Source organism: Chromobacterium sp. CV08 (assembly GCF_051129845.1).
In the GTDB taxonomy this organism is placed as follows: domain Bacteria; phylum Pseudomonadota; class Gammaproteobacteria; order Burkholderiales; family Chromobacteriaceae; genus Chromobacterium.
On sequence record NZ_CP150453.1, the window covers coordinates 3,577,035 to 3,601,786 of the forward strand.

Genomic DNA, 24,752 nt, shown 5'->3' on the forward strand with positions numbered 1-24,752 from the left:
GCCTGACCATTTTTATCAAAGGAAGATTGAAACTGATTCTAATTCTAACCGGATTTCAACAGAAAGAAATAGCAATACGATGCAGCCATCGAAAACGCGCCCCGTCGCGAAACCTGAAAGGAAAGCCATGAAAGCCGTCGCCTACTACCAGAATCTGCCGATAGACCACCCGGAAGCGCTGCGTGACGTCACGCTGCCCGAGCCGACCCTCGGCCCACGCGATCTCCTGGTCGAAGTAAGAGCCGTCTCGGTCAACCCGGTCGACGTCAAGGTGCGCGCCAATATGGCGCCGGAAGCCGGCCAGGCCCGCGTGCTGGGCTGGGACGCCGCCGGCGTGGTGCGCGCCGTCGGCAGCGAGGCCGGCCTGTTCCGCCCCGGCGACCGCGTCTGGTACGCCGGCGCGCTGCAACGGCCGGGCGCCAACAGCGAGCTGCACGCCGTCGACGAACGCCTGGTCGGCAAGATGCCGGACAGCCTGGACTTCGAGGCCGCCGCCGCGCTGCCGCTGACCGCGATCACCGCCTGGGAGCTGTTGTTCGACCGGCTCCAGGTCCTCGCCAACGGCCGGCCGTCCGGCAAGAAGCTGCTGATCGTCGGCGCCGCCGGCGGCGTCGGCTCCATCATGATCCAGCTGGCCCGCCGGCTGACCGGCCTGACCGTGATCGCCACCGCCTCGCGGCCGGAGACCCGGGCCTGGGTGAGCGATCTGGGCGCCCACCACGTGGTGGACCACAGCCAGCCCTTGAGCAGGGAACTGAAGCGCATCGGCATCGGGCACGTAGACTACGTGGCCAGCCTGAACCAGACCGACACCCATTTCTCCGAGATCGTCGAAGCGCTGGCGCCGCAGGGCAAACTGGCGCTGATCGACGATCCGGCCTCGCTTGACATCCGCCTGCTGAAGCCGAAAAGCCTGTCGCTGCACTGGGAGTTCATGTACACCCGCTCGATGTTCGCCACCGACGACCAGATCGAACAGCACAAGCTGCTGAGCGAACTGGCCCGGCTGGTCGATGCCGGCATCGTCAGGAGCACCGTCGCCGAACGCTTCGGCGCGATCAACGCCGCCAATCTGAAGCGCGCCCACGCGCTGCTGGAAAGCAACACCGCGCGCGGCAAGATCGTGCTGTCCGGTTTCTGATCCGATAACAAGCGGCCGCCCTCGGGCGGCCTCCAAGGAGACGCGATGACCCCGCCCCGCCTGACGCTGATCACGATAGATCTGTCCTTCCACGCCGCCAGCGCCGCCGTCGTGGCCGCCGCGCTGGAAAAGCACGGCGTCGTCGTCGACGAACGGCGCGCGCCGCACGAACGCGCCTTCGAGCTGCTCGCCGCCGGCGACGGCGATCTGCTGTGCAGCGCCTGGCTGCCCGGCAGCCACGGCGCCTATCTGGCGGCGATGGCCGACGAAGTCGAGAAGCTGGCCGTGCTGTACACGCCGTACGCGCTGTGGGGCGTGCCGGACTACGTGCCGGAAACCGAGGTCGCCACGCTGGCCGACCTGGCGAAGCCGGAAGTCGCGGCGCGAATGGTGAAGAAGATACAAGGCATCAACCCCGGCGCCGGCATCAGCCGCTTTTCGCGCGAGATCGTCGAACGCTACCGGCTGGACGAGGCCGGCTACCGTTTCGACAACGGCAGCCTGGAGGACTGCGTCGACGCCTTCGAGCAGGCCGTCGCGCGCCGCGACTGGGCGGTGGTGCCGCTGTGGCAGCCGCAGTATCTGCACTGGCGCCACCGCATCCGCGAACTGGCCGATCCCGACGGCCTGCTGCGCGGCCGCGACGAGGCGACGCTGCTGATCCGCAAGGACGCGCTGGCCAGGCTGCCGGCGGCGGCCGCGGCCGAGTTGCGCGCCTTGCGCCTGGGCAACCGGGCGCTAACCTTGCTGGACCATCTGATCTCGCGCCAGGGCCTGGACCCGCGCGCAGCCGCCGGCCAGCTGTCCGGGGCGGCGTCTGGAATCGGCGACGGCAATATTCAACAAAACGACATTTCCATGACCGTCACATCAACCCAGTAGACATACAGCAAAAATCCATAGAGCATAGCGACTTCATCCCCTGGCCCGCCCCGCGTCCCGTCCAGGGGAAGATATTCAGAAAAGCCGACGCCGGGCCCGCCCGGAACCGTTGGCTTTTCCCACATCCAGGAGCATGCCGTGCATTCCAAACCGCATCCACGCCGCATCCGTCCGCCGCTGCGACAGGCCGCCTCCGGGCTGGCCATCGCGCTGGTCCTGGCCGGCTGCGCAGTCGGTCCCGACTTCAAGACACCCGCGCTGCCCAAGGCCGCCGACGGCCCCTATACCGAAACGCCGCTGCCCGCCCGCACCGCTTCCGCGCAGGGCGAGCGCGTCGGCGCCGCCGGCGCCGGCCAGACGCTGGAAGACGGCCGCGACCTGCCCGCAGAATGGTGGAAGCTGTTCCATTCCGAGCCGCTGGACAGGCTGATACGGGCGGCGCTGGATCGCAATCCGTCGCTGGACGCCGCCCAGGCGGCGCTGCGCCAGGCGCGGGAAAACTACAACGCCGCCGCCGGCACCACCTATTTCCCCAGCGTCAACCTCCAGCTGGGAGGCGGCCGCCAGCGCGCCATCCTCACCGGCGAGACGCCCAGCGAATTCAATGTCTACAGCGCCACCGTCGGCGTCTCCTACACGCTGGACCTGTTCGGCGGCGAACGCCGCCAGCTGGAAAGCCTGATGGCGGCGGCGGACTACCAGCGCTTCCAGACCGAGGCCGCCTACCAGACGCTGATCGGCAATGTCGTCACCGCCGCGGTGCAGGAAGCCTCGCTGCGCGGCCAGCTCGAGGCGACGCGCGAGCTGCTGAGCGCCCAGGAGGCCCAGCTGGCCATCGTCGACAAGCAGGTCGCACTCGGCGCGCTGCCGCGCTCGGCTGCGCTGAGCCAGGGCACGCTGCTGGCGCAGACGCGCGCGCAAGTGCCGCCGCTGGAAAAGGCGCTGGCCCAGACCCGCCACCAGCTGGCGGTGCTGGCCGGCCGCTTCCCCGGGGAGGGCGGCCTGCCCGAATTCCATCTCGACTCGCTGCGACTGCCGGCCGAGCTGCCGGTGTCGCTGCCGTCGGCGCTGGCGCGCCAGCGCCCCGACATCCGCGCCAGCGAGGCACTGCTGCACCAGGCCAGCGCCAACGTCGGCGTCGCCACCGCCAACCAGTACCCGCAGATCACCATCAACGGCAGCTACGGCACCCAGCACACGGTGCTGCCGGGCATGGACGTCGGCAACACCTTGTGGGGCATCACCGCCGGGCTGACCCAGCCCTTGTTCAACGGCGGCGCCCTCAGCGCCAAGCGCCGCGGCGCCGAAGCCGCCTACCAGCAGGCCGAGGCGCAATACCGCGCCACCGTGCTGAAGGCCTTCCAGAACGTCGCCGACAGCCTGCGCGCGATCGACGCCGACGCGCTGGCGCTGAAGGCGCAGGCGGACGCGGAAAGCAAGGCGCGCGAGTCGCTGGACGTCAACACCCGGCAATACAAGCTCGGCGGCATCAGCTATCTGGCGCTGCTGGACGCGCAACGCAGCTACCAGCAGGCGCGCATCGGCCTGATCCAGGCGCAGGCGACGCGTTACAGCGACACCGCCGCGCTGTTCGTGGCGCTGGGCGGCGGCTGGTGGAACCACCCCGCGGCCGAAAACTGACAGCAGTACTAGGCCCGCGCCGCCGCGGCGCGGGAACACCGAATCCGAATCGCCATTGAAAGAAGAAGACAAATCATGACCAAGCGAATGTTGATCATGCTGGGCGGCGTGCTGGCGCTGATTGTGGTGCTGGGCGTGGGCTTTTTCCTGCACATACAGAAACTGATCGCCAGCGCGCCCAAGCCGGGGCCGCAGACGGTGTCCACCGCCGTCGCCAAGCAAGAGGAATGGCAGCCGCAGCTGAACTCGGTCGGCACGCTCAGCGCGGTGCACGGCGTCGACGTCAGCAGCGAGGTGGCAGGCCAGGTGCGCAACGTCGCCTTCAAGTCCGGCCAGGACGTCAGGGCCGGCGAGGTGCTGGTGCAGCTGAACGCCGATTCCGACCTGGCCCAGCTGCGCGCGCTGCAGGCCGCCGCCGAGCTGGCCGCCACCACGCTGAAGCGCGACCGCGCCCAGCTGGCGGCGCAAGGCGTCAGCCAGGCCCAGGTGGACGCCGACGCCGCCGACCTGAAGAGCAAGACCGCGCAAGTGGCTCAGCAGGCGGCGCTGGTGGCCAAGAAGACGATACGCGCGCCGTTCTCCGGCCGCGTCGGCATCACCAGCGTCAACCCGGGCCAGTATCTGAATCCCGGCGACAAGATCGTCACGCTGCAGACGATAGATCCGATCTATGTGGACTTCAGCCTGCCGCAACGCCAGATCGGCCAGGTGCGGATGGGCCAGGCGGTGTCGCTGAAAAGCGACGCCTTCGGCGCCGAGGTGTTCCGCGGCCGCATCAACGCGATCAGCCCGAAGATAGACCCGGCCACCCGCAATGTGCAGGTCGAGGCCACCATCGCCAATCCCAAGCGCAAGCTGCTGCCCGGCATGTTCGCCAACACCACCATCGACGTCGGCAGCAAGCAGCGCCACCTGACGCTGCCGCAGACCGCCATCACCTACAACCCGTACGGCTCGACGGTGTTCATCGTCAAGCAGGGCAAGAACGGCCTTGAAGCGCAGCAGTCCTTCGTCACCACCGGCGACACCCGCGGCGACCAGGTGGCGATACTCAGCGGCATCAAGGAAGGCCAGGAAGTCGTGACCAGCGGCCAGCTGAAGCTAAAGACCGGCACGCCGGTGACGGTCAACAATTCGGTGCAGCCGGCCAACAGCCCGAACCCGACGCCGCAAGAACACTGAGGCCGCGCCATGAACTTTACCGACATCTTCATCAAGCGGCCGGTGCTGGCCACCACGGTCAGCCTGCTGATCGTGGTGCTGGGCCTGCGCTCGCTGTTCGGCCTGCCGATCAACCAGTATCCGCGCACGCAGAACGCGGTGGTGACCATCTCCACCTCCTACTACGGCGCCGACGCCAAGACCGTGGCCGGCTTCATCACCCAGCCGCTGGAATCGGCGATCGCGCAGGCGCAGGGCATAGACTATCTGTCGTCCACCAGTTCCAGCGGCGTGTCCACCATCACCGCCACGCTGCGGCTGAACTACGACGCCAACCGCGCGCTGACCGAGATCAACACCCAGGTCAATTCGGTGAAGAACCAGCTGCCGGCGCAGGCCCAGCAGCCGGTGCTGACGGTGCAGACCGGCCAGACCACCGACGCGATGTATATGGGCTTCTACAGCAACACGCTGCCGACCAACAATGTCACCGACTACCTGGTGCGGGTGGTCAAGCCCAAGCTGGACTCGGTGCCCGGCGTGCAGACCGCCGAAATCCTCGGCGCGCGCCAGTTCGCGCTGCGCGCCTGGCTGGATTCGGCCAAGATGGCGGCGCACGGCGTCACCGCCGCCGACGTCAGCGCCTCGCTGGCCAGCAACAACACGCTGGCCGCGCTGGGCGCGAGCAAGGGGCAGATGGTCACGATACCGCTGACCGCCGCCACCGACCTGCACTCGGTCGACGAGTTCAAGCAACTGGCGATCAAGCGCAACGGCGACGCCATCGTGCGGCTGGAGGACGTGGCCACGGTGACGCTGGGTTCGGAGAACTACGACTTCAACGTCGCGTTCAGCGGCGTGCGCTCGGTGTTCATCGGCATCAAGGTGGCGCCGGAGGCCAATATACTCGACGTGGCCGACCGGGTGCGCACGGTGTTCCCGTCGATACGGCAGCAGTTGCCGACCGGCCTGACCGGGCAGATCGTCTACGACTCCACCGACTTCATCAACACCTCGATCCACGAGGTGGTGAAGACGCTGGTCGAGGCGCTGCTGATCGTGACGGTGGTGATCTTCCTCTTCCTCGGCAGCTTCCGCGCGGTGCTGGTGCCGGTGATCGCGATGCCCTTGTCGCTGATCGGCACCTTCTTCATCATGCTGATGCTGGGCTACTCGATCAATCTGCTGACGCTGCTGGCGCTGGTGCTGGCGATAGGCCTGGTCGTCGACGACGCCATCATCGTGGTGGAGAACGTCGACCGCCACATGCGCGACGGCATGTCGCCGCTGGAGGCCGCCATCGTCGCCGCGCGCGAGCTCGGCGGCCCCATCCTGGCGATGACGGTGGTGCTGGTGGCGGTCTACGTGCCGATCGGCTTCCAGGGCGGCCTGACCGGCGCGCTGTTCACCGAATTCGCCTTCACGCTGGCCGCGTCGGTGACGGTGTCCGGCGTCGTGGCGCTGACGCTGTCGCCGATGATGTGCTCGCGCTTCTTCCGCCCGGACCAGGACAGCGGCCGCTTCGTGCAGGCGATAGACGAGACCTTCGAACGGGTGCGCCACCGCTACCAGCGCATCCTGCACAGCCTGCTGGAAACCTGGCCGGTGCTGATCGTGATGGGCGTGATCCTGATCGCGCTCCTGGGCCTGATGTTCAAGATGTCCAAGTCCGAGCTGGCGCCGGAGGAGGACCAGGGCATCGTGCTGTCTCAGGTGGTCGGTCCGCCGACCGCCACCGCCGACCAGATGCAGACCTACGCCGACCAGGCCTTCAAGGTCGGCAAGAGCATGCCCGAGTACCAGCAGATGTTCCAGATCACCGGCGTGCCGACGACCAACGCCGGCATCGGCGGCGTGCTGTTCAAACCCTGGGACCAGCGCTCGCGCAGCGCCCACGAGATCCAGATGGATCTGCAGGCGCGCTGGAACAAGATCGCCGGCGCCCGCGTCGCGGCCTTCCAGTTCCCTCCGCTGCCGGGCGCGTCCGGCCTGCCGGTGCAGTTCGTCATCAATACCACCGAACCGTTCGAGAACCTGAACCAGGTGGCGCAGCAGGTGCTGGACAAGGCGCGCGCCTCCGGCAAGTTCTACTTCGTCGACGCCGACCTGAAGATAGACAAGCCGCAGGCGACGATGCAGGTGGACCGCGACAAGATCACCGCGCTGGGCCTGACCCAGCAGGACGTCAGCAATGCGCTGACGGCGGCGCTGGGCGGCGGCTACGTCAACTACTTCTCGATAGACGGCCGCTCGTACAAGGTGATCCCGCAGGTGCTGCAGACCGACCGGCTGAACCCGTCGCAGCTGCTGGACTACTACATCAAGACGCCGAAGGACGGCGTGATCCCGGTCGGCACCGTGGCCAAGCTGACGTATGACGTGCAGCCGGAATCGATCAACCGCTTCCAGCAATTGAATTCGGTGACCATCTCCGGCGTCGCCGGGGTGTCGCAGGGCGAAGTGCTGCAATTCATGCGCGACACCGTGCAGCAGGTCGCGCCCAGCGGCTACTCCGTCGACTACTCCGGCCAGTCCCGCCAGTTCATGCAGGAGTCCGGCGGCTTCCTGGTGACGATGCTGTTCGCGGTGATCATCGTGTTCCTGGCGCTGTCGGCGCTGTTCGAGAGCTTCCGCGACCCGGTGGTGATCCTGGTGTCGGTGCCGCTGGCGCTGTTCGGCGCGATGATCTTCATCTTCCTCGGCTTCTCCTCGCTGAACATCTACACCGAGGTGGGCCTGGTGACGCTGATGGGTCTGATCAGCAAGCACGGCATCCTGATCGTCGAGGTCGCCAACGAGCTGCGCAAGACCGGCCTGTCGAAACGCGAGGCGATCGAGCAGGCCGCGTCGATACGGCTGCGCCCCATCCTGATGACGACGGCGGCGATGGTCTTCGGCGTGATCCCGCTGGTGATCGCCTCCGGCGCCGGCGCCGCCGGCCGCTACGCGATGGGCCTGGTGATCTTCACCGGCCTGTCCATCGGCACGCTGTTCACGCTGTTCGTGGTGCCGGCGATGTATATGTTCATCGCCTCCAAACGCGAAACCGCCGCGGAAGGCGCTGGCGACGCCACGCTGGAAAACCAGCCGCACTAAGCCAGCCGCGCGATGCGCGCCGGGCGGCTCCTTCGGGGGCCGCCCTTTTTCTTTGCCCCCTCCTGCCCGCCCCGTCTTGTGTGGACAAAATGTCCACGCACAAAACTTATTAACAATTGATCAGTACTGTGCAATTGCCGACCAAATAATATCCATACGGCATTGTTATAATATATTAAAAATACCGATAGTATAATAACAGCGGAAAGCCCTCATTCTGCACCTGCTCACCCATCAATCTCTCAAACCGCTTCGGCAGAATGACATGGACAAATTTTTCGCCTTGCTTAACAGCAGCGATGCCAATGCCTGGCAACGCAATCTGGACGCGCTAGGCCAGGAATTAGGTTATCCAACCTTCTTGTTCGCGCTCAAACCCAACAAAAACGCCACGCTGTCCTCATCGATCATCTTCAGCAACCATCCATCAGCCTGGAGAGAGCATTACCAGCGCTCGCTGCTGCATGAAATCGATCCGGTCATACAACACAGCCTGCGCAGCGCCATCCCCCAGAGCTGGGACGGCAGCGCCTTTCTGTCACCCGCCCAGCAGGCAATGCACGAAGAGGCGCGACGATACGGCATGACCTCAGGCGTGTGCCTGCCCATCCACGGCATCAACGGCGAATTTGGCCTGCTGAATTTTTCCACGCCCTCGCCGCTTCCCGCCCCCGCCATCGCCCACGACATCGTCTCGGCCATGACGCTGGTCCGCGATTACGCCCAAGAGTCTTTCCTCCGCCTGCACCCCTGGCGGCCCGAGTCTGAAAAAGCCCCGCGCCTGACTCCGCGCGAACTCGAATGCCTGAAATGGATCATGGCCGGCAAGACATCGTGGGAAATGTCGCGGATCTTTTCCTGCGCGGAGGTCACCGTCAATTTCCACGTCAAAAATCTGATGAAGAAGTTCGATGTCCAATCGCGCCAGCATGCCGTGCTCAGAGGCATACAGCACGGCCTGATCTCGCCGCTCTGACCCCGCCCCGCGGCCCGCTTGCCAGGAACCCCTAGCGCATTTCGAGACATCAAATATGACTTCATTCATCAAAGTGGCGCAGCAGTCCGACTTCAAACCCTATGAGCTGGCGGAGATGTACCGTCTGCGCACGCGGATTTTCCGCGATCGCATGCAATGGGACGTGCGCATCGTCGACGGCATGGAGATAGACGAATACGACCATGCGGCCACCTACTATCTGCAGGCCAGAGACCAGCAAGGCGCTTTGTGCGGATGCTGGCGCCTGTTGCAGACCCATGGGCAGTACATGCTGCGAAACACCTTTCCCAGCCTGCTGCACGGCTCTCCGCCGCCGACCTCGCCCCGGATCTGGGAACTGAGCCGCTTTGCCTTCCAGGCGGGAAAACACGATGGCCAATTCGGCTTTTCCGATCCGGCCAAGCAATTCATCAGCGCCATCCTGGAATACGGCGCCGCCAACAGCATCGATCATTACGTCACGGTCACCACCACCGCGATCGAACGGATGCTGCGGCGGCTCGGGGTGGTGACCCGCCGCTTCGGCCCGCCGCAGCGGATCGGTCCCAGCCAGGCCGTCGCACTCTGGATCGACATAGCCCGTTCCGCCCAGGTGCTGTCCGCCGATCCCGTCCCGGCCCCCTGAACGCCGCGCGCATGCGAAACGGGCCTGCAATGCAGGCCCGTTTCGCGCATCTGGCGGCCAGGCTCAATCCAGGCAGAACTTGCGCACCAGCGCGACCAGCTCATCCGGCTTTTCCAGGAACGCCGCATGCCCGCTGTCGATTTCGACATACTCGCTGCCGGCGATCAGCTGCTGCAGCTGGCGCGTCTGGTACGAGGCGACCAGCGTGTCCTGCCGGCATTGCACGACCAGGGTCGGGGCCGTGATGGCTTTCAGCCGCTCGCGGATGTCTATCTTCAAGCCCAGATCGACGCGGCGGGCGGTATCGGGCGGCGACGACTGCCGCAGCAGCGCCTGGATGGTGTCCGCGCCGAAAGCCGTCAGGAATGCCGGGCTCACCGCCAGGGAGAAGGCGAAGCGGTTGCAAAGCTCGGTATCCGTGTCCAGCAAGCGCCTCCAGGTGCTGAAAACCATCTGGTGCCGCGCGTCGCCGCTATCGGCCCAGCCCGCCACCAGCACCAGCCGGCGCACCAGCTCCGGATAACGCGCCGCGGTCGCCGCGGCCACCACCGCGCCGAGGGAGTCGCCGAGCAGATCCGCCGGGCCGTCGGCCGCATCGCGGATCGTGGCCGCCACCTGTTCCACCAGCGTATCGAGCTGCAACTCGCCATCCGGAATGGTCGATCCCCCGCAACCGCCGTAATTCGGCAGCACCACCTTGCGACAGTCGGCGAAGCGCTCGGCGACATGGCCGAAATTACCCTGCGCGTCGATGCTGGTGCCGTGCACCAGCACCAGCGCGCTGCCCTGCCCCACGGTCGTATAGTTGACCGAAGTATCGGCCACCGAAATCTTGATACTCATCAAACCCACCTTTCTCGGATCAAACGGCTCCGGCCACGCCGCGTTCGGCGGGCCGATGCCCGGCGAAACCATTATCCCATAAAGCATAGAAATTCTAATTTAATGATTTCTTTGTCATGTAATGAAAATTGCGCAATCAGCCCGCCGGCCAGCAGGACCCTGCCCCATCATCCCGCCAACGGGCTGGCGGTCATCACGCGGCCATCCTGCCAGAGCAGCGGGGCGATCGGCTCCGCCAACATGATGCTCTCCACCCGCCCGATGATGATCTGGTGGCTGCCATAAGCCAATTGCGCGTCTACCCGGCAAAACAACGTCGTCTGGCTGTCGCGCAGAAACGGCAGCGCGTGCGCCTCGCCCCACTCGCCATGCGCAAACCGGTCCTCCCCCGGACGTTGTCCGGCAAAGGCCGGAATCAATGGCTGATGGCGCTCCATCAGCACATTGACGGTGAACTGCTGCCGCCGCATCAGCGGCGCGAAAATGCTGCCGTTGCGGTTGATGCAAACCAGGATGGCCGGCGGCTCGGCGCTCACCGATGTCACCGCCGTCGCCACCATGCCGAAACGGGCCCCGTCATCCTGCGTGGCGATGATGGAGACCGCAGCCGCCAGCCTGCGCATCGCCTGTTTGAAGTCCATCGCCACGATGTCCGGATTGCCGCTCCACTCCAGCGCCCGTCCCCCCCGCGCCGCCGCGCCGGCCACCGGCAGCAAAGAGGCCGGCATGCCGCCCCGGTCCTTGACAAGTGCCTTGCCGTTCCAATCGCGCTCCATCGCTTCCCCCTGAAAATATCCAAACACCATTCAAGCATGATCCGGTGCCGGCAGCGTCCCGGGCGTGCCCCAGCCTCCGCCCAGCGCCCGGATCAGGCCCACCAGAGCCTCGGATCGGCCCCCTTCCAGCCGCGCCTGCATTCTTTCCGCCTCCAGAGCCGTCCGCTCCGCCTCGATGACTTCCAGATAGGACACCAGGCCCTCCTGGTATTGCCGCCTGGACAAGCTGGCCGCGCGCTGCGCCGCCGCCATCGCGGCATCCTGCTCGGCCAGTTGCCGCGTCGCGCTGCGCACATCCGCCAGGCCATCCTCCACCTCGCGGAATGCGTTCAATACCTGTTGCCGGTAATGGGCCGCCTGCTCCCGGTATTGCGCCTGCGCGGCCGTCAGCTCGCCGCGGCGGCCACCGCCGTCCAGCAAGGGCAGGGTCAATGCCGTCCCCACCAGCGGGCCAAGGACAAAAGTGCGGCTAGACCACTTCATCAGTTCGCCCAGCCCGCCGGATTCGAAGCCGCCGGCGCCGGTCAAGGACAATGAGGGGAAGAAAGCCGCGCGCGCCACGCCCACCCGGGCATTGGCGGCCGCCATCGCCTGCTCGGCGGCGGCGATGTCCGGACGGCGCTCCAGCAGGTCGGAAGGCAAGCCGGCCGGGATTTCCGGCGCCGCGGGCCGCGCCGAATGCGCTTGCAGCGCAAACGACTCGGGACTCTGCCCCACCAGCACAGCCAGCTTATGCTCGTCGGCCGCGCGCGCCGCTTCCAGCGCCAGCCGCTCTTGGCGGGCCAGGCTCAGCTCGGTCCGCGATCTGGCTTCGTCCAGCTCGGAAACCTCCCCGGCCGCGCGGCGTTTCTGCGCCAGCCGCCAGGCTTGCTCGCGCAATTGCTCCGCCTGGCTCACTTTCCGCCACTCCTCGTCCTGCGCCCGGCAATGGAAATAGGTTTGCGCCACATCGGCCTGCAAGGCCAGCTGCACCGAGTGCAACAGCGCCTCGCTGCGCCGCTCGTCGGCTTGCGCCGACTTCCTCCGCGCCTCGAGCCGGCCAAACAGATCGACCTCATACGACGCCGACAGCCCCGCGCGCCACAGCGTCTGGGTCGGTCCCTGGCTGCCGGCCGGCAAGCGCTGCGAATCGGGCGAGCTCTTCTGCCGGGTCGCGCCGAAACCGGCATCCAGCCTCGGCCCGGCCTCTCCCTCCGCCGCCTGCAGCCAACCCCGGGCTTCCTCCACACGCGCCGCCGCGACTTGCAGATCCTGGTTGGCAAGCAAAGCCTGGCTCTCCAGCCGGTTCAGCTCCGCGTCGCCGAACACTTTCCACCACTCGCCGCGCGCGTCGGCTTCCGCCGGCTGCGCCGGCTTCCACCCCGCGTCCGTTTCCTTGTAGGCTGTCGGCGCCGCCAGATCGATTGGCGTCGCCGCCGGCATTTGCGAGCATGCCGCAAGCGACGCCGCCAGCGCCGCCGGCCACCAGCGCCCATCCAAGATATTTTTCATCTCCCGTCTCCTAAATCGCCTGGCGGGCAGGCTCGCCGTCGGGAATGGACATCGCGGCGGGCGCCTCGCTGCCGCCGCGCAGCACCACATAAAACACCGGCGTCAGCATCAGGCCGAACAGGGTGACGCCCAGCATGCCGAAAAACACCGCCACGCCCATCGCATGGCGCATTTCCGCGCCTGCGCCGTCGGACAGCACCAGCGGCAGGGCGCCGACGATAAAGGCGATCGACGTCATCAAGATCGGGCGCAGCCGCAGCCGGCATGCCTCTATCGCCGCTTCCCGCGCCGTGCGGCCGCGGGATTCCAGCTCACGGGCGAACTCCACGATCAAGATGGCGTTCTTGGCTGACAAGCCGACCAGCACCATCAGGCCTATCTGGGTGAAGATATTGTTGTCGGAGCCGATCATCCAGACGCCGGCCAGCGCCGACAGCATGCTCATCGGCACGATCAGGATCACCGCCAGCGGCAGCGTCAGGCTTTCGTACAAGGCCGCCAGCACCAGGTACACCAGCAGCACGCTGAGCGGGAACACCCATAGCGCGGCGTCGCCGGCCAGGATTTGCTGATAGGCCAGGTCGGTCCACTCGTACTTGATGCCGCGCGGCAGCACCTCGGCCGCGATGCGCTCGGCCGCAGCCTGCGCCTGCCCGGAGGAGTAGCCGGGCGCCGGGCCGCCATTGATGTCCGCGGCGAGGTAGCCGTTGTAGCGCACCACCATTTCCGGGCCATGCGATGGCGCGACATTCAGCATCGAGGACAAGGGCACCATCTCGCCGCGCGCGTTGCGCGTCTGCAGGCGGCCGATATCTTCCGCGCCGGCCCGGAATGGCGCGTCGGCCTGGAGCCGCACCTGGTAGACGCGGCCGAAACGGTTGAAATCGTTGACATACAGCGACCCCAGATAAACCTGCATGGTGTTGAACACATCGGTCACGGATACGCCCTGCTGCCGGGCCTTCACCCGGTCGAGATCGACGCTCAGCTGCGGCACGTTGATCTGGTAGCTGGAAAAGGAGGGACCGAGCTCCGGCGCCTGGGCCGCCCGCTTCAAGAACGCCTGCACGGCCGCGTTCAGCTGCTCATATCCCAGCGCGCCGCGGTCCTCCAGCTGCATCTTGAAACCGCCCAGCGTCCCCAGCCCCAGCACCGGCGGCGGCGGAAACACCGCGACGAAAGACTCGCGGATGCCGGAAAAGCGCTGCCCGAGCGCCGCGGCGATCGCATTGGCGGTCAGCGCCTCCCCCCTGCGTTCGGCCGCGGGCTTCAAGGTGATGAACAGCACGCCGGCGCTGGATGAGTTGGTGAAGCCGTTGACGGACAAGCCGGGGAACTCGACCGCGCTGGCGACGCCGGGCTGGCTCAAGGCGATGCCGGTCATTTTCCGCATCACTTTTTCCGTCCGGTCCAACGAGGCGCCATCCGGCAGCTGGGCGAAGCTGATCAAAAATTCCTTGTCCTGCACCGGCACGAAACCGCCCGGCACCAGCTTGCCCAGCAGCGCCGTGCATGCCAGCAGGACGGCGTACAGCGCCATCATCCTGCCCTTGCGGCCGATGACGCCGGCCACCCCCGCGCCGTAGCCGGCCGCGCCGCGATGGAAGCAGGCGTCGAAACGGCGGAACACGCCGCCAAAGACGCGCTGCATCGCGATGCTCAGCCTGTCGAGCGGCTGGTCATGCGCTTTGAGCAACAGCGCGGACAAGGCCGGCGACAGGGTCAGGGAATTGAAGGCCGAGATCGCGGTGGAAATGGCGATGGTCATCGCGAATTGCCGATAGAACTGGCCGCTCAGCCCCGGCATGAAGGCGAGCGGAACAAACACCGCCACCAAGGTCAGCGCGATGGCGATGATGGGGCCGCTGACTTCCCGCATCGCCTGCAGCGTGGCCGCCCTCGGCGCCAGTCCGGCGGCGATGTTGCGCTCCACGTTTTCCACCACCACGATCGCGTCGTCGACCACGATGCCTATCGCCAGCACCATGCCGAACAAGGACAAGGCGTTGATCGAAAATCCGAACAGCAGCAGCAAAGAAAAGGTGCCGACAATGGAGACCGGCACCGCCAGCAGCGGAATGATGGACGCGCGCCAGGTCTGCAGAAACAGTATCACCACCAGCACCACCAGCGCGGTGGCTTCCAGCAGCGTATGGATCACCGCGCTCATGCTGGAGCGCACGAAGCGGGTGGTATCGTAGACGATGCGGTAATCGACGCCGGGCGGCATGTCCCGCTTGGCCTCCGCCATCGCCAGCCGCACTTGCTCGGCGATTTCCAGCGCATTGCCGCCCGGCGCCTGGTTGACCGCGATGCCGACCGCGTCCCGATTGTCCAGCAGCGCGCGCAAGCCATACTCCGCCGAAGCCAGCTCGATGCGGGCGACGTCGCGCAAGCGGGTCACGGCGCCATCCGGCCCGGCCTTGAGCACAATCTCGCCGAATTCCTTTTCCGAGCGCAGGCGGCCGCGCGCATTGACATTGAGCTGCAAAGCGACATCCGGACGCGACGGCGCCGCGCCGATGACGCCGGCCGCCACCTGCACATTCTGTTCCCGCACCGCATTGACCACATCGCTGGCGGTCAGCTCCAGCTGCGCGGCCTTCTGCGGATCCAGCCAGATCCGCATCGCGTAGTCGCCGGCTCCGAACAACTGCACATCGCCGACCCCGCGTATCCGCGCCAGCTTGTCCTTGACGTTGAGCACCGCGTAATTGCGCAGGTAGGTCGTGTCGTAACGCTTGTCCGGCGAAATCAGGTGGATGAACAGGATATTGCTCGGCGACGCCTTCACCGTCGTCACGCCCAGCCGCTGCACATCTTCCGGCAGACGCTGGAGGGCCTGGGCGACGCGGTTCTGTACCTGCTGTTGCGCCTTGTCCGGATCGGTGCCGAGCTTGAAGGTGGCCGTCAGGGTGAGGTTGCCGTCGCTATTGGCCTGCGACTGCATGTACAGCATATCCTCCACGCCGTTGATCTGCTGCTCCAGCGGCGACGCCACCGTTTCGGCGATCACCTTGGGGTTGGCCCCGGGGTATTGCGCATGCACGATCACCGAAGGCGGAATCACCTCCGGATACTCGGCCACCGGCAAGCGGAACAGCGAGATGGTGCCCGCCAGCAGTATCAGCGCGGACAGCACGCCGGCGAATATCGGCCGGTCGACGAAAAATTTCGAGAAGTTCATGATGGATTCAGATCCGGGCTAAAGCCGTTCGTCGGAGCGCGATGGCCGCTATTGGCCGTCGCCAGCCGCAGCCACGGCCATGCTCATGTTTTCGGGCACCACGATTTCCCCCGGCCTCACCCGCTGCAAGCCATCGATCACGATGCGCTCGCCCGGCTTCAGGCCCGAGCTGACCTCGCGCAGCCCCTGCTGCATCGCGCCCAAGCCGACCTCGCGGTATTGAACGCGGTTGCCGGCGTCGACGACCAGCACATACCGCTTGTCCTGATCGGTGCCCACCGCCTCGTCCGGCACCAACAGCGCGGCGTGCGGCGCGCCGCCGCCCAGGCGGATCCGCGCGAACAGCCCCGGCAGCAGCGAGCCGTCGGGATTATCGAAACGCGCGCGGACGCGGATGGTGCCGGAGCCGGCGTCCAGGCGGTTGTCGATCGACGCCACCTGGCCGCGGCGCGTCTGGCCGCCCTCATCGGCCAGCCCCATCAGGACCGGCACCGGCTTTTCGCGCGCGCCGCGCAGATAGCGCAAGTAAGCCTGCTCATCGACATTGAACGCGGCATACATCGGCGACACCGACACCAGGCGGGTCAGCGCCGGCGCGCCCGGCCCCGCCGCCACCACGTTGCCCACCGTCAGCTCTGCCCGTGACACCCTTCCGGCGATCGGCGCCGCGATGCGGGTATGCTCCAGGTCCAGCCTGGCCGCCGACAACGCCGCCCGCGCGGCCTGCAAACCGGCTTCGGCCTCGCGCGCGGCATTCTCGCGGGCATCGAAGTCGCGCTTGGCTATCGCGTTGTCCGCCAGCAGCTTGCGCGCTCGCTCCTGCTCCGCGGCGGCATAGACGCTGCGCGCCCGCGCGGCGGCCATTTCGGCCGCCAGCCGCTCCACCGCCGCCTGGTACGGGCGAGGATCGATGGTGAACAGCGCCGCGCCTTTCTTCACCAGCTCGCCGTCGCGGAAATGGACTTCGGCGATCGCCCCGCTCACCTGGGGGCGCACGTCCACCTGGGCCACCGGCTCCAGGCGGCCCGAATAACTCTGCCAATCCGTGACAGTGCGCTGCGCCACCTGCGCCACGCCCACCCGCGTCGCCGCCGGCTGCGCGGCCGCCGCGGCCCGCACCGTCGCGAAGCGCCCCGCCGCCGCCAACGCCAGCGCCGCGGCGCACGCCGCGCCCAATAGATATCTGCGTTTTAAAACCATGCCGTCTGCCTCAGCCAAAACCATTCAAACTGCACCGTCCGGCCCCTTCCCGGGACCGGACGGCGCGCGCGCTCAAGATTGCCGCGCGGCGGCTTCCCGCGGGCACGCCAGCCCCGCCGCCTCTCCCGCCCTTGACGCCAGGCTCTCGGCCAGGTCGCTGAGCACCGGATGCGCGAACAGCAGGCTGAGCGCGACATTGCCGGACAACAGCGCCCTCAGCCGCGATACGCACTGCACCGCCAGCAGCGAATTGCCGCCCAGCTCGAAGAAGCTGTCGCCGCGCCCCACCGCGTCCAGGTGCAGCAGATCCGCCCACACCTCGGCGATCAGGCTCTCCAGCTCGCCTTGTGGCGCCTCGTAGTCGCGCACGACCAGCGCGTCGACATCCGGGGCCGGCAGCGCCTTGCGGTCAAGCTTGCCGTTGGGGGTCAACGGCATCGCATCCAGCTGCACGTATGCGGACGGCACCATGTACTCCGGCAACTCCTCGCGGCAATGGCGCTTCAACGCCAAGGCGTCCGGCGGCGCCAGCTCGACCAAATCGCGCAGCGCGCGCAAGTCCTCCAGCCCGCTCAGGGCGTCGCTCGGCGCCATCCAATCGATCAGGCAGGCGATCTCGTCGATGTCCGCTTCCTGCAGGCGCTTGAGCAGCGGCAGGCAAGACTGCGGCGTGCCGATCAGGGCGGCGCTGCGCGAATAGCGCTCGAACGCATACTCGACGATGTTCTCCAGGTCCTGCGGCGTCAGGCTTTCGATCGACACGTTCATGCTCTTGAGCATCGGCGCCAACAAGCCCAGGTGCGCCCGCATGTAGTTCATGAACGGCTGCTTGGAGCGGCGGAAAGACTCATCCTCGTCGCTGCTGACAAAGGTGTGGATCATCATCGTCACCTTGCCCGCCGCCGGATCATGGCCATGCTCTTCCAGCGTCTTGCGATAGACGGCGATGTTCTGCGCGGCCTGCTCCACCGTTTGCCCCAGCAGGTGCGTCAAGACATTGGCGCCCATCTTGCCGGCCAGGATGAAGGTCTCCTCGCTGCCCGCCGCCGTCATCCACAACGGCAGCTGTTTCTGCCGCGGCCGCGGGAACGTGCGGATTTCCGCCGGCGCGCCGTTGCCGTCCAGCAACTGCACGCTGTCTCCCGCCCACAAGCGCTTCAGCTTGGCGATGCCTTCCTGCATCACCTGCTTGCGGCCGGCGAAATTGTCGCGCGCCAGCACGAAATCCCGCGCATGCCAGCCGCTGGCGATCGCCAGGCCCACTCGGCCGCCGGACAGGTTGTCGACCACCGACCACTCCTCGGCCACCCGGACCGGATCATGCAAGGGCAGCACCACGCTGCCGGCGCGCAATTGCACTCTTTGCGTCACCGCCGCCAACGCCGCGCTGAGAATCGCCGGGTTGGGATAGAGGCTGCCGACATGGTGGAAGTGTCTCTCCGGCGTCCACACCGCCTCGAAGCCATGCTGATCGGCAAACTTCGCCGACTCCAGGTACAGCCGGTATTTGTCGTCGTCGGAATAGGTGTCGGCGCCGAAGAAATACACACTGAACCCCGGCCCCGCCTGTCCGGATGCCGCCGTTGCCGGCTCGGCCGCGCTTTGCGGCACCACGTACGCCACCAGCCGCGTATCGCCCGGCACGTCCTCACGGGCCAGCACCACCGCCTCGCGCACGCCCGGGTGCGACGCCAGGCGCGCCTCGATCTCGCCCAGTTCGATGCGGTGGCCGCGCAGCTTGACCTGGAAGTCGTTGCGTCCCAGGTATTCGATGCCACCGTCCTCCTGCCAGCGCGCCAGGTCGCCGGTTCGATACATCCGGCCCGCGCCCGCAAACGGATCGGGCAAGAATCGCTCCGCGGTCAATTCGGCGCGGTTCAGATAACCGCGCGCCACACCGTCGCCGCCGATATACAGCTCGCCCGCCACCCCGGCCGGCACCGGCCGGCCTTGCGGGTCCAGCAGATAGACGCTGGTATTGGCGATCGGGCGGCCGATGGATTCGCTGACCGGCCTGCCGGCGGCTCCCGCCGGCGCCACTTGCCGCGCCGTCGACCAAATCGTGGTCTCGGTCGGGCCATACACATTCCATACCCGCGACACGCGCTCCAGCAGCCGGGCCGCCAGCTCGCCGGTCAGCGCTTCGCCGCCGCACAGCGCCGTCAAACCGGCCGCGCCGCGCCAGCCGCCATCGACCAGCATCCGCCAGGTGGACGGCGTGGCCTGCAGCATCGTCGCGCCGAACCTGAGCACGGCCTCGCCCAGCAACAGCGGATCATGCGCCGCGGAGCGATCGAGCAGGATTGTGCGCGCGCCGCAGATCAGCGGCAGGTAAAACTCCAGCGCGGCGATGTCGAAGGCGAACGTGGTCACCGACAGCATCCGGTCATCGGCCTTGACGCCGATGATGTCCCGCATCGAAATCAGCAGGTTGACGACGCCGCGGTGCTCCACCATGACGCCTTTGGGCAGGCCGGTGGAACCGGAGGTATAGATCAGGTAAGCCAGGCTGGACGCCGAGAGGCCGGCCGGCGCGGGCTCGAGGTTGCCGTCAGGCTGGCCGACCCAGGCCGGATGCTCCGCCGCCAGGTCCAGCACCGGCGTGTCCGGCGCCGCGCCGCGCAGCGCCTCGGTCCAGACGCCGTCCACCCCGCCCTTGGTCAGCACCGCCAGCGGCTGGCTGTCCTTCACCATATGGACCAGGCGATCGGTCGGGTACGCGGGGTCGAGCGGCACATAGGCGCCGCCGGCCTTCAACACGCCAAGCAGGCCGACCAGCATGTCCAGGCCCCGCTCTATGCATACCGCCACCCTATCGTCGGCGCGCACGCCCAGGCCGCGCAGATAGTGCGCCAGCCGGTTGGCCCTGGCGTTCAGCTCCGCATAGCTCAGATGCTGGTCGCCCTGCACCGCGGCCACGGCGTCCGGCGTCTTGCCGGCCTGGATCTCGAACAACTGGTGGACGCACAGCTCGCGCGGATACTCGGCGGCCGTCGCGTTCCAATCCCGCAGCATGCGCGCGCGCTCCGCCTCCGGCAGCACGTCGATGGCGCGCGCCGCGACATGCGGATGGCTCTCCAGCGCGTCCGCCAGCCCCTCCAGCGCCGTCTGCATGAAATCGCAGATGCGCCGCGCGTCGATCGGCTGCTGGCTTTGCGCCTTCAGCTTGAAGCCTTCGCCCAGGTCATCGATCGCCACCAGCAGCGGGTAGTTGTTGCGCTCTTCGCCGTAGAGCTGGTGAATGCCCTGCCAGGCTTGCTTGTCGCGTTCCGACACCGTCTTGCCATGGCTTAGGTCGTGGCGGTAATTGAACAGAGCGGTGAACAGCGGCGTCTGCGCCGGCAGCGCGCTGCAGCTTTGCGCCAGCGCCAGCGAGGCGTGCTCGTGGCGCAACAGATCGGCCAGCAGTTGCTGGGTGCGGCTGACGCTGGTGGCGGCGTCGTCCATCCCGACCCGGATGCGGACCGGCAGGGTATTCATGAACAGGCCCATCACGCGGTCTATCCCTTCCGCGCCCTGCATGCGGCCGAACAGCGCCGTGCCGAAGACCACGTCCTCGCGGCCGGTCAGCCGCGCCAGCACCAGCGCGAAGGCCAGGTGGCCCAGGCTGGCGGCGCTGACGCCATGCCGGCGGGCGCCGTCGCGCAGCCGCCCGGCCAGAACCGGGTCCAGCATCTGCACCGACTCTTCGATGCCGTTGCCGTCGCCGCGCACCTCCAGCAGTCCGAACGGCGCGGTAGGCTCGTCGATATCGCCCAGCATCTGGCGGAAGAAGGACTCGTGCTGCGCCTCGCCCACCTCGCCCAGGCGCGCCTCGCCGACGAAGTTGCGGAACGGCAGCGGCGCCGGCAGCTGATCCTCCTCACCCAGCAGATAGGCCTGGATCTCCGACCGCATCACCCCCAGGGTCGCGTCGTCGCACATCATGTGGTGGAACACCATCAGCAACAGCCAACGATCCTGCGCGCTGTCATGGGCGATGGTGGCCCGCATCAGCGGCGCGGTCCGCATGTCCAGTCTGGCATGACGCGGATCGACCAGCCGGTACATCTGCTCGACGCCGTCTTCCAGCGCCGGGTCCAGGACCACTTCGGCCACCGGCAGCGCCGCCTTGCGCCACACCACTTGCACCGGCGCGGCCAGGCCTTCCCAGGCGATCGCCGTGCGCAGGATGTCGTGGCGGTCCATTACTGCCTGCAGCGCGGCCAGATAACGGTCCAGCTTGGCGCGGCTGTCGAACCCTGTCAGCCTCGACAGCATGTAGGGGTCGGCCTCATCGCTCATCAGGTGGTGGAACAAGATGCCTTCCTGCAAAGGCACCAGCGGGTAGATGTCCTGGATGTTGGCGGCACCGCCCGGCACCGTGGCGGCGATGCGGTCGATATCCCGCTGCTCCAGCCGCACCAGCGGCAGCATCTGCGGCGTGATGGCGTCGCAGCCCGGCGGAATCAGATTCTCCGGCAGCGCGGCGGTGACGGTCCCGCCGCTTGCGCCGGCAGCCAGCGCCTGCAGCGTCGGCGACGAGAACATGGTGCGGACATCCACCTTCAAGCCGCTGCCGCGCATTCTCTCCATCAGCGTGACCGCCAGCAGCGAATTGCCGCCCATCCGGAAGAAGTGGTCATTGCGGCCCACCCGCTCCACCTGCAGCAGGCCGGCCCAGATTTCCGCGATGCGCGTCTCGATCTCGCCTTGCGGCGCCTCGTATTCGCCGCTGGCGAACGCCTCGGCGGACGGCTCGGGCAGCGCCTTGCGGTCCAGCTTGCCATTCGGCGTCAGCGGCAGCGCATCCAGGCAGACGAAGGCGGACGGCACCATGTGTTCGGGCAGATGGGCGGCAAGGTAGGCGCGCAAGCCGGATGCGTCGCACGCCGCCGGATCGGCCGCCACCACATAGGCCACCAGCCGCTTGTCGCCGGCGCCTTCGCCGCGCGCGGCCACCACCGCGTCCCGCACCGCCGGATGCGCGGCCAGCCGCGACTCGATCTCTCCCAGCTCGATGCGGAAGCCGCGGACCTTGACCTGGAAGTCGCTGCGGCCCAGGTATTCGATCGTCCCGTCCGCCAGCCAGCGACCCAGGTCGCCGCTCTTGTACATCCGGCCCTCGCCTGCGACGAAGGGGTCGCGGACAAAGCGCTCCGCGCTCAACTCCGGCCGTCCCAGATAGCCGCGCGCGACGCCGTCGCCGCCGATGTGCAACTCGCCGACCGCGCCGACCGGCACCGGCTCTCCGCGCGGGTCGAGAATATAGATGCGCGCATTCGCCACCGGCCGGCCGATCGGCGGCTTGCCGGCGCGCTGGCTATCGCACGCGTGCTGGCTGGCCCATACCGTGGCCTCGGTCGGGCCGTAGGCGTTGATCAGATGGCGCCCCGCTCCCCAGCGCTGGACCAGCGCGGGAGACAGCGCGTCGCCGCCCGCGAGCAGCACCCGCACCGACGGCAACTCCACCTGCTCGGACAAGCCGGCCAGCACCGCCGGCGGCAACAGGGTATGGCTGATGCCGTAGTCGCGGATGGTCTGCACCAGGGTGTCGCCGACCAGGATCGCGCCCGGCGCGGCGCAATAGAGCGCGGCGCCATGGCAATGCGCCATCACCACTTCAAAAACGCAGGCGTCGAAACTGAAGGAAGCGAACTGCAGCACCCTGTCGTCGGGCACGATGGCGAATGCCGCCCGTTGCGACGCCGCCATGCTGACCACGCCGCGATGCTCGATCATCACGCCCTTCGGCTGCCCGGTGGAGCCCGAGGTATAGATCACGTAAGCCAGGCTGGACGGCGTCAAGCCGACGGCCGCCGGGTCGGGATTCTGTCCCGGCATGTCGGCCCAGGCCGGCGCGGCCGCGGTCAGATCCAGCAATGGACGGTCGCCGAGCGCGCGCTTCAGCTCGCCATCCCATAGATGGCCGACCGAGCCTTGCGTCAATACCGCCGCCGCCGAGCAGTCGCCCAGCATATAAGCCAGCCGGTCCTCCGGATAGGCCGGGTCCAGCGGCACGTAAGCGCCGCCGGCCTTCAACACCGCCCAGATGCCCACCAGCATTTCCGGGCCCCGGTCCAGGCACAAAGCCACCCGGTCGTCCGCGCCGATGCCCAGGCTGCGCAGATAGTGCGCCAGGCGATTGGCCTGCTCGTTCAATTGCGCGTAAGTCAAGCGCCGCCCGCCCTGCGCGACCGCCAGGGCATCCGGACGGTTTGCCGCCTGCGCCTCGAACAATTGATGGATGCAGCGGTCGGCCGCATACGACTGTTGCGTGCGGTTCCAATCTTGCAGCACCAGCTGCCTTTCCGCGTCGGACAGCCACGGCAGGGTCTCCAGCGCTTGCCCGGCGTCGCGGGACATGCCGTCGAGCAATACCAGCCAGTTTTCCAGCGCGCGTTGCGCCGATTCGCTGCCGAACAGCGACGAGGCGTAATCCAGCCGGCAGAGCACGCCCTCGTCTTCCTCGCGGAAGAACAGGGCCAGATCCACTTGCGCCGAGCGCGGCGCTTCCCAATCCATCGCCTCGCATGCCAGCCCCGGCAGCGCCAGCGCAGGCGACGCCGGCATCTCGCCGAACATCACCTGGAACAGCGGGCTGTGCGCGGAGCTGCGCGGCGGCTTCACCAGCTCCAGCACTTTCTCGAAAGGCATGGCGTGCGCGCGCGCCGCCGCCCGTTGCGCGGCGGCCTGGCGCAGCACGTCGACAGCCTGGCTCGTGCCGGCGCAATCCAGCCTCAGAACCTGGACATCCTCAAAGCAGCCGACCGCGGCGGCCTCGCCGCGCAGGCTGACGGGCAGGCCGATGACGACGTCGGCCTGCCCCGACAGCCGGGCAAGCAAGATGCTCCAAGCCGCCAGCAAAGCCGTGGACAGGGATTCGCCATGGCTGGCGGCCAGCGCGCGCAGCCTTGCCGTCAAGCCGGCATCCAGCCGGCGCTCAACGCTGCCGGCGGCGAAGTCCCGCCGGGCGGGGCGCTCGCCGTCGATAGGCAGCTCCAGCAGAACCGGGGCGTCGGCCAGCGTCTGCCGCCAGTAGGATTCATGCTCGCGATGCGCGTCGGCGCTGCGCTGCCACAGCGCATACTCGCCGTAGCCGGCGCCTGCGGCTTGCTGGCGGCCGGCTTCGCCGTCGGCCGCGCCGTACCATTGCGCCAGCTCCGCGAGCAAGGCTTGCAAGGACTCGGCGTCCGCCACCATTTTGTGCACGCGCAGCGCCAACGCGTATTGCGTCGCCTTTTCGCGGATCAGCAAGCCGCGCACCAGCGGCCCCTGCTCCAGGCTCATCGGCAAGGCGGCATCGGCGGCGATCAGCCGCCGGCTCTCCCGTTCCGGGTCGGCATGGCCGCGCACGTCGTGCTCCGCCAGATGGAAGCCCGCGCCGGCGGGCTGCGCCCGTTGTTCCGGCACGCCGTTCAATACCGAGACCGTGCTGCGGAGAATCTCATGGCGGCGCGACAGCGCCTCCAGCGCGCGGCGCAGCGCCAGCGCATCCAGCGCGCCGCGCAAGCGCCAGCCGACCAGCCACTGTCCGGCTCCATTCACGTTTCCCAGCTGCTCGCTGAACCAGAAGCGCTGCTGGGACAGCGACAGCGGGTAGGACTGCGCCAAAGCGGCGCCTTGATCCGCGGCATTGTCGATCTTGGCCGCGAAGGCAGGGGAATGCTTGTTTTCCTGATTCATCATCATCACTCGAATGTCCGTCGTTAATGGACGGCAGGCTATTCCGG

The 24,752-nt window shown here is 67.4% G+C and carries 13 protein-coding genes; 7 read left to right on the forward strand and 6 right to left on the reverse strand.

Annotated features, from left to right (window positions below; translation table 11 throughout):
• Positions 1-127 precede the first annotated feature (127 nt).
• The 7 genes from WNM05_RS16435 (at position 128) to WNM05_RS16465 (ending at position 9,543) form a co-directional block, all read left to right on the forward strand.
• Positions 128-1,141 (forward strand): zinc-binding alcohol dehydrogenase family protein, encoded by a 1,014-nt coding sequence (locus WNM05_RS16435; protein ID WP_434628840.1) that lies wholly within the window; start codon positions 128-130, stop codon positions 1,139-1,141.
• Between the two features lie 45 nt (positions 1,142-1,186).
• Complete coding sequence (locus WNM05_RS16440) at positions 1,187-2,023, forward strand: glycine betaine ABC transporter substrate-binding protein (RefSeq protein WP_434628842.1); 837 nt, start codon at positions 1,187-1,189, stop codon at positions 2,021-2,023.
• Positions 2,024-2,161: 138 nt separating this feature from the next.
• Complete coding sequence (locus WNM05_RS16445; RefSeq protein WP_434628844.1) at positions 2,162-3,664, forward strand: efflux transporter outer membrane subunit; 1,503 nt, start codon at positions 2,162-2,164, stop codon at positions 3,662-3,664.
• Between the two features lie 75 nt (positions 3,665-3,739).
• Complete coding sequence (locus WNM05_RS16450; RefSeq protein WP_434628846.1) at positions 3,740-4,846, forward strand: efflux RND transporter periplasmic adaptor subunit; 1,107 nt, start codon at positions 3,740-3,742, stop codon at positions 4,844-4,846.
• Positions 4,847-4,855: 9 nt separating this feature from the next.
• Positions 4,856-7,921: an efflux RND transporter permease subunit gene (locus WNM05_RS16455; RefSeq protein WP_434628848.1), complete on the forward strand. Its 3,066-nt coding sequence runs from the start codon at positions 4,856-4,858 to the stop codon at positions 7,919-7,921.
• Positions 7,922-8,186: 265 nt separating this feature from the next.
• The gene (locus WNM05_RS16460; RefSeq protein WP_434628850.1) at positions 8,187-8,897 is read left to right on the forward strand and encodes a helix-turn-helix transcriptional regulator; all 711 of its coding nucleotides are present in this window, start codon (positions 8,187-8,189) and stop codon (positions 8,895-8,897) included.
• 55 nt (positions 8,898-8,952) lie between these two features.
• Positions 8,953-9,543, forward strand: a complete 591-nt coding sequence (locus tag WNM05_RS16465; RefSeq protein WP_434628852.1) for an acyl-homoserine-lactone synthase — start codon at positions 8,953-8,955, stop codon at positions 9,541-9,543.
• Positions 9,544-9,606: 63 nt separating this feature from the next.
• Here WNM05_RS16465 and WNM05_RS16470 read toward each other — a convergent pair whose 3' ends face one another.
• The 6 genes from WNM05_RS16470 to WNM05_RS16495 all read right to left on the reverse strand — a co-directional run bounded on the left by WNM05_RS16470 (position 9,607) and on the right by WNM05_RS16495 (position 24,711).
• On the reverse strand, positions 9,607-10,386 hold the full coding sequence (locus WNM05_RS16470) for an alpha/beta fold hydrolase (RefSeq protein ID WP_434628854.1): 780 nt from the start codon (positions 10,384-10,386) through the stop codon (positions 9,607-9,609).
• Positions 10,387-10,553: 167 nt separating this feature from the next.
• On the reverse strand, positions 10,554-11,114 hold the full coding sequence (locus tag WNM05_RS16475; RefSeq protein ID WP_434628855.1) for a flavin reductase family protein: 561 nt from the start codon (positions 11,112-11,114) through the stop codon (positions 10,554-10,556).
• Positions 11,115-11,192: 78 nt separating this feature from the next.
• Positions 11,193-12,653 (reverse strand): efflux transporter outer membrane subunit, encoded by a 1,461-nt coding sequence (locus tag WNM05_RS16480; protein ID WP_434628857.1) that lies wholly within the window; start codon positions 12,651-12,653, stop codon positions 11,193-11,195.
• 10 nt (positions 12,654-12,663) lie between these two features.
• Positions 12,664-15,840 carry an efflux RND transporter permease subunit gene (locus tag WNM05_RS16485; RefSeq protein ID WP_434628859.1) on the reverse strand — a complete coding sequence of 1,059 codons (3,177 nt, stop codon included), beginning with the start codon at positions 15,838-15,840 and terminating at the stop codon, positions 12,664-12,666.
• Positions 15,841-15,888: 48 nt separating this feature from the next.
• On the reverse strand, positions 15,889-17,040 hold the full coding sequence (locus WNM05_RS16490; protein WP_434628861.1) for an efflux RND transporter periplasmic adaptor subunit: 1,152 nt from the start codon (positions 17,038-17,040) through the stop codon (positions 15,889-15,891).
• A gap of 72 nt (positions 17,041-17,112) precedes the next feature.
• Positions 17,113-24,711, reverse strand: coding sequence for an amino acid adenylation domain-containing protein (locus WNM05_RS16495; protein ID WP_434628863.1), 7,599 nt, complete (start codon positions 24,709-24,711; stop codon positions 17,113-17,115).
• Positions 24,712-24,752: the final 41 nt, after the last annotated feature.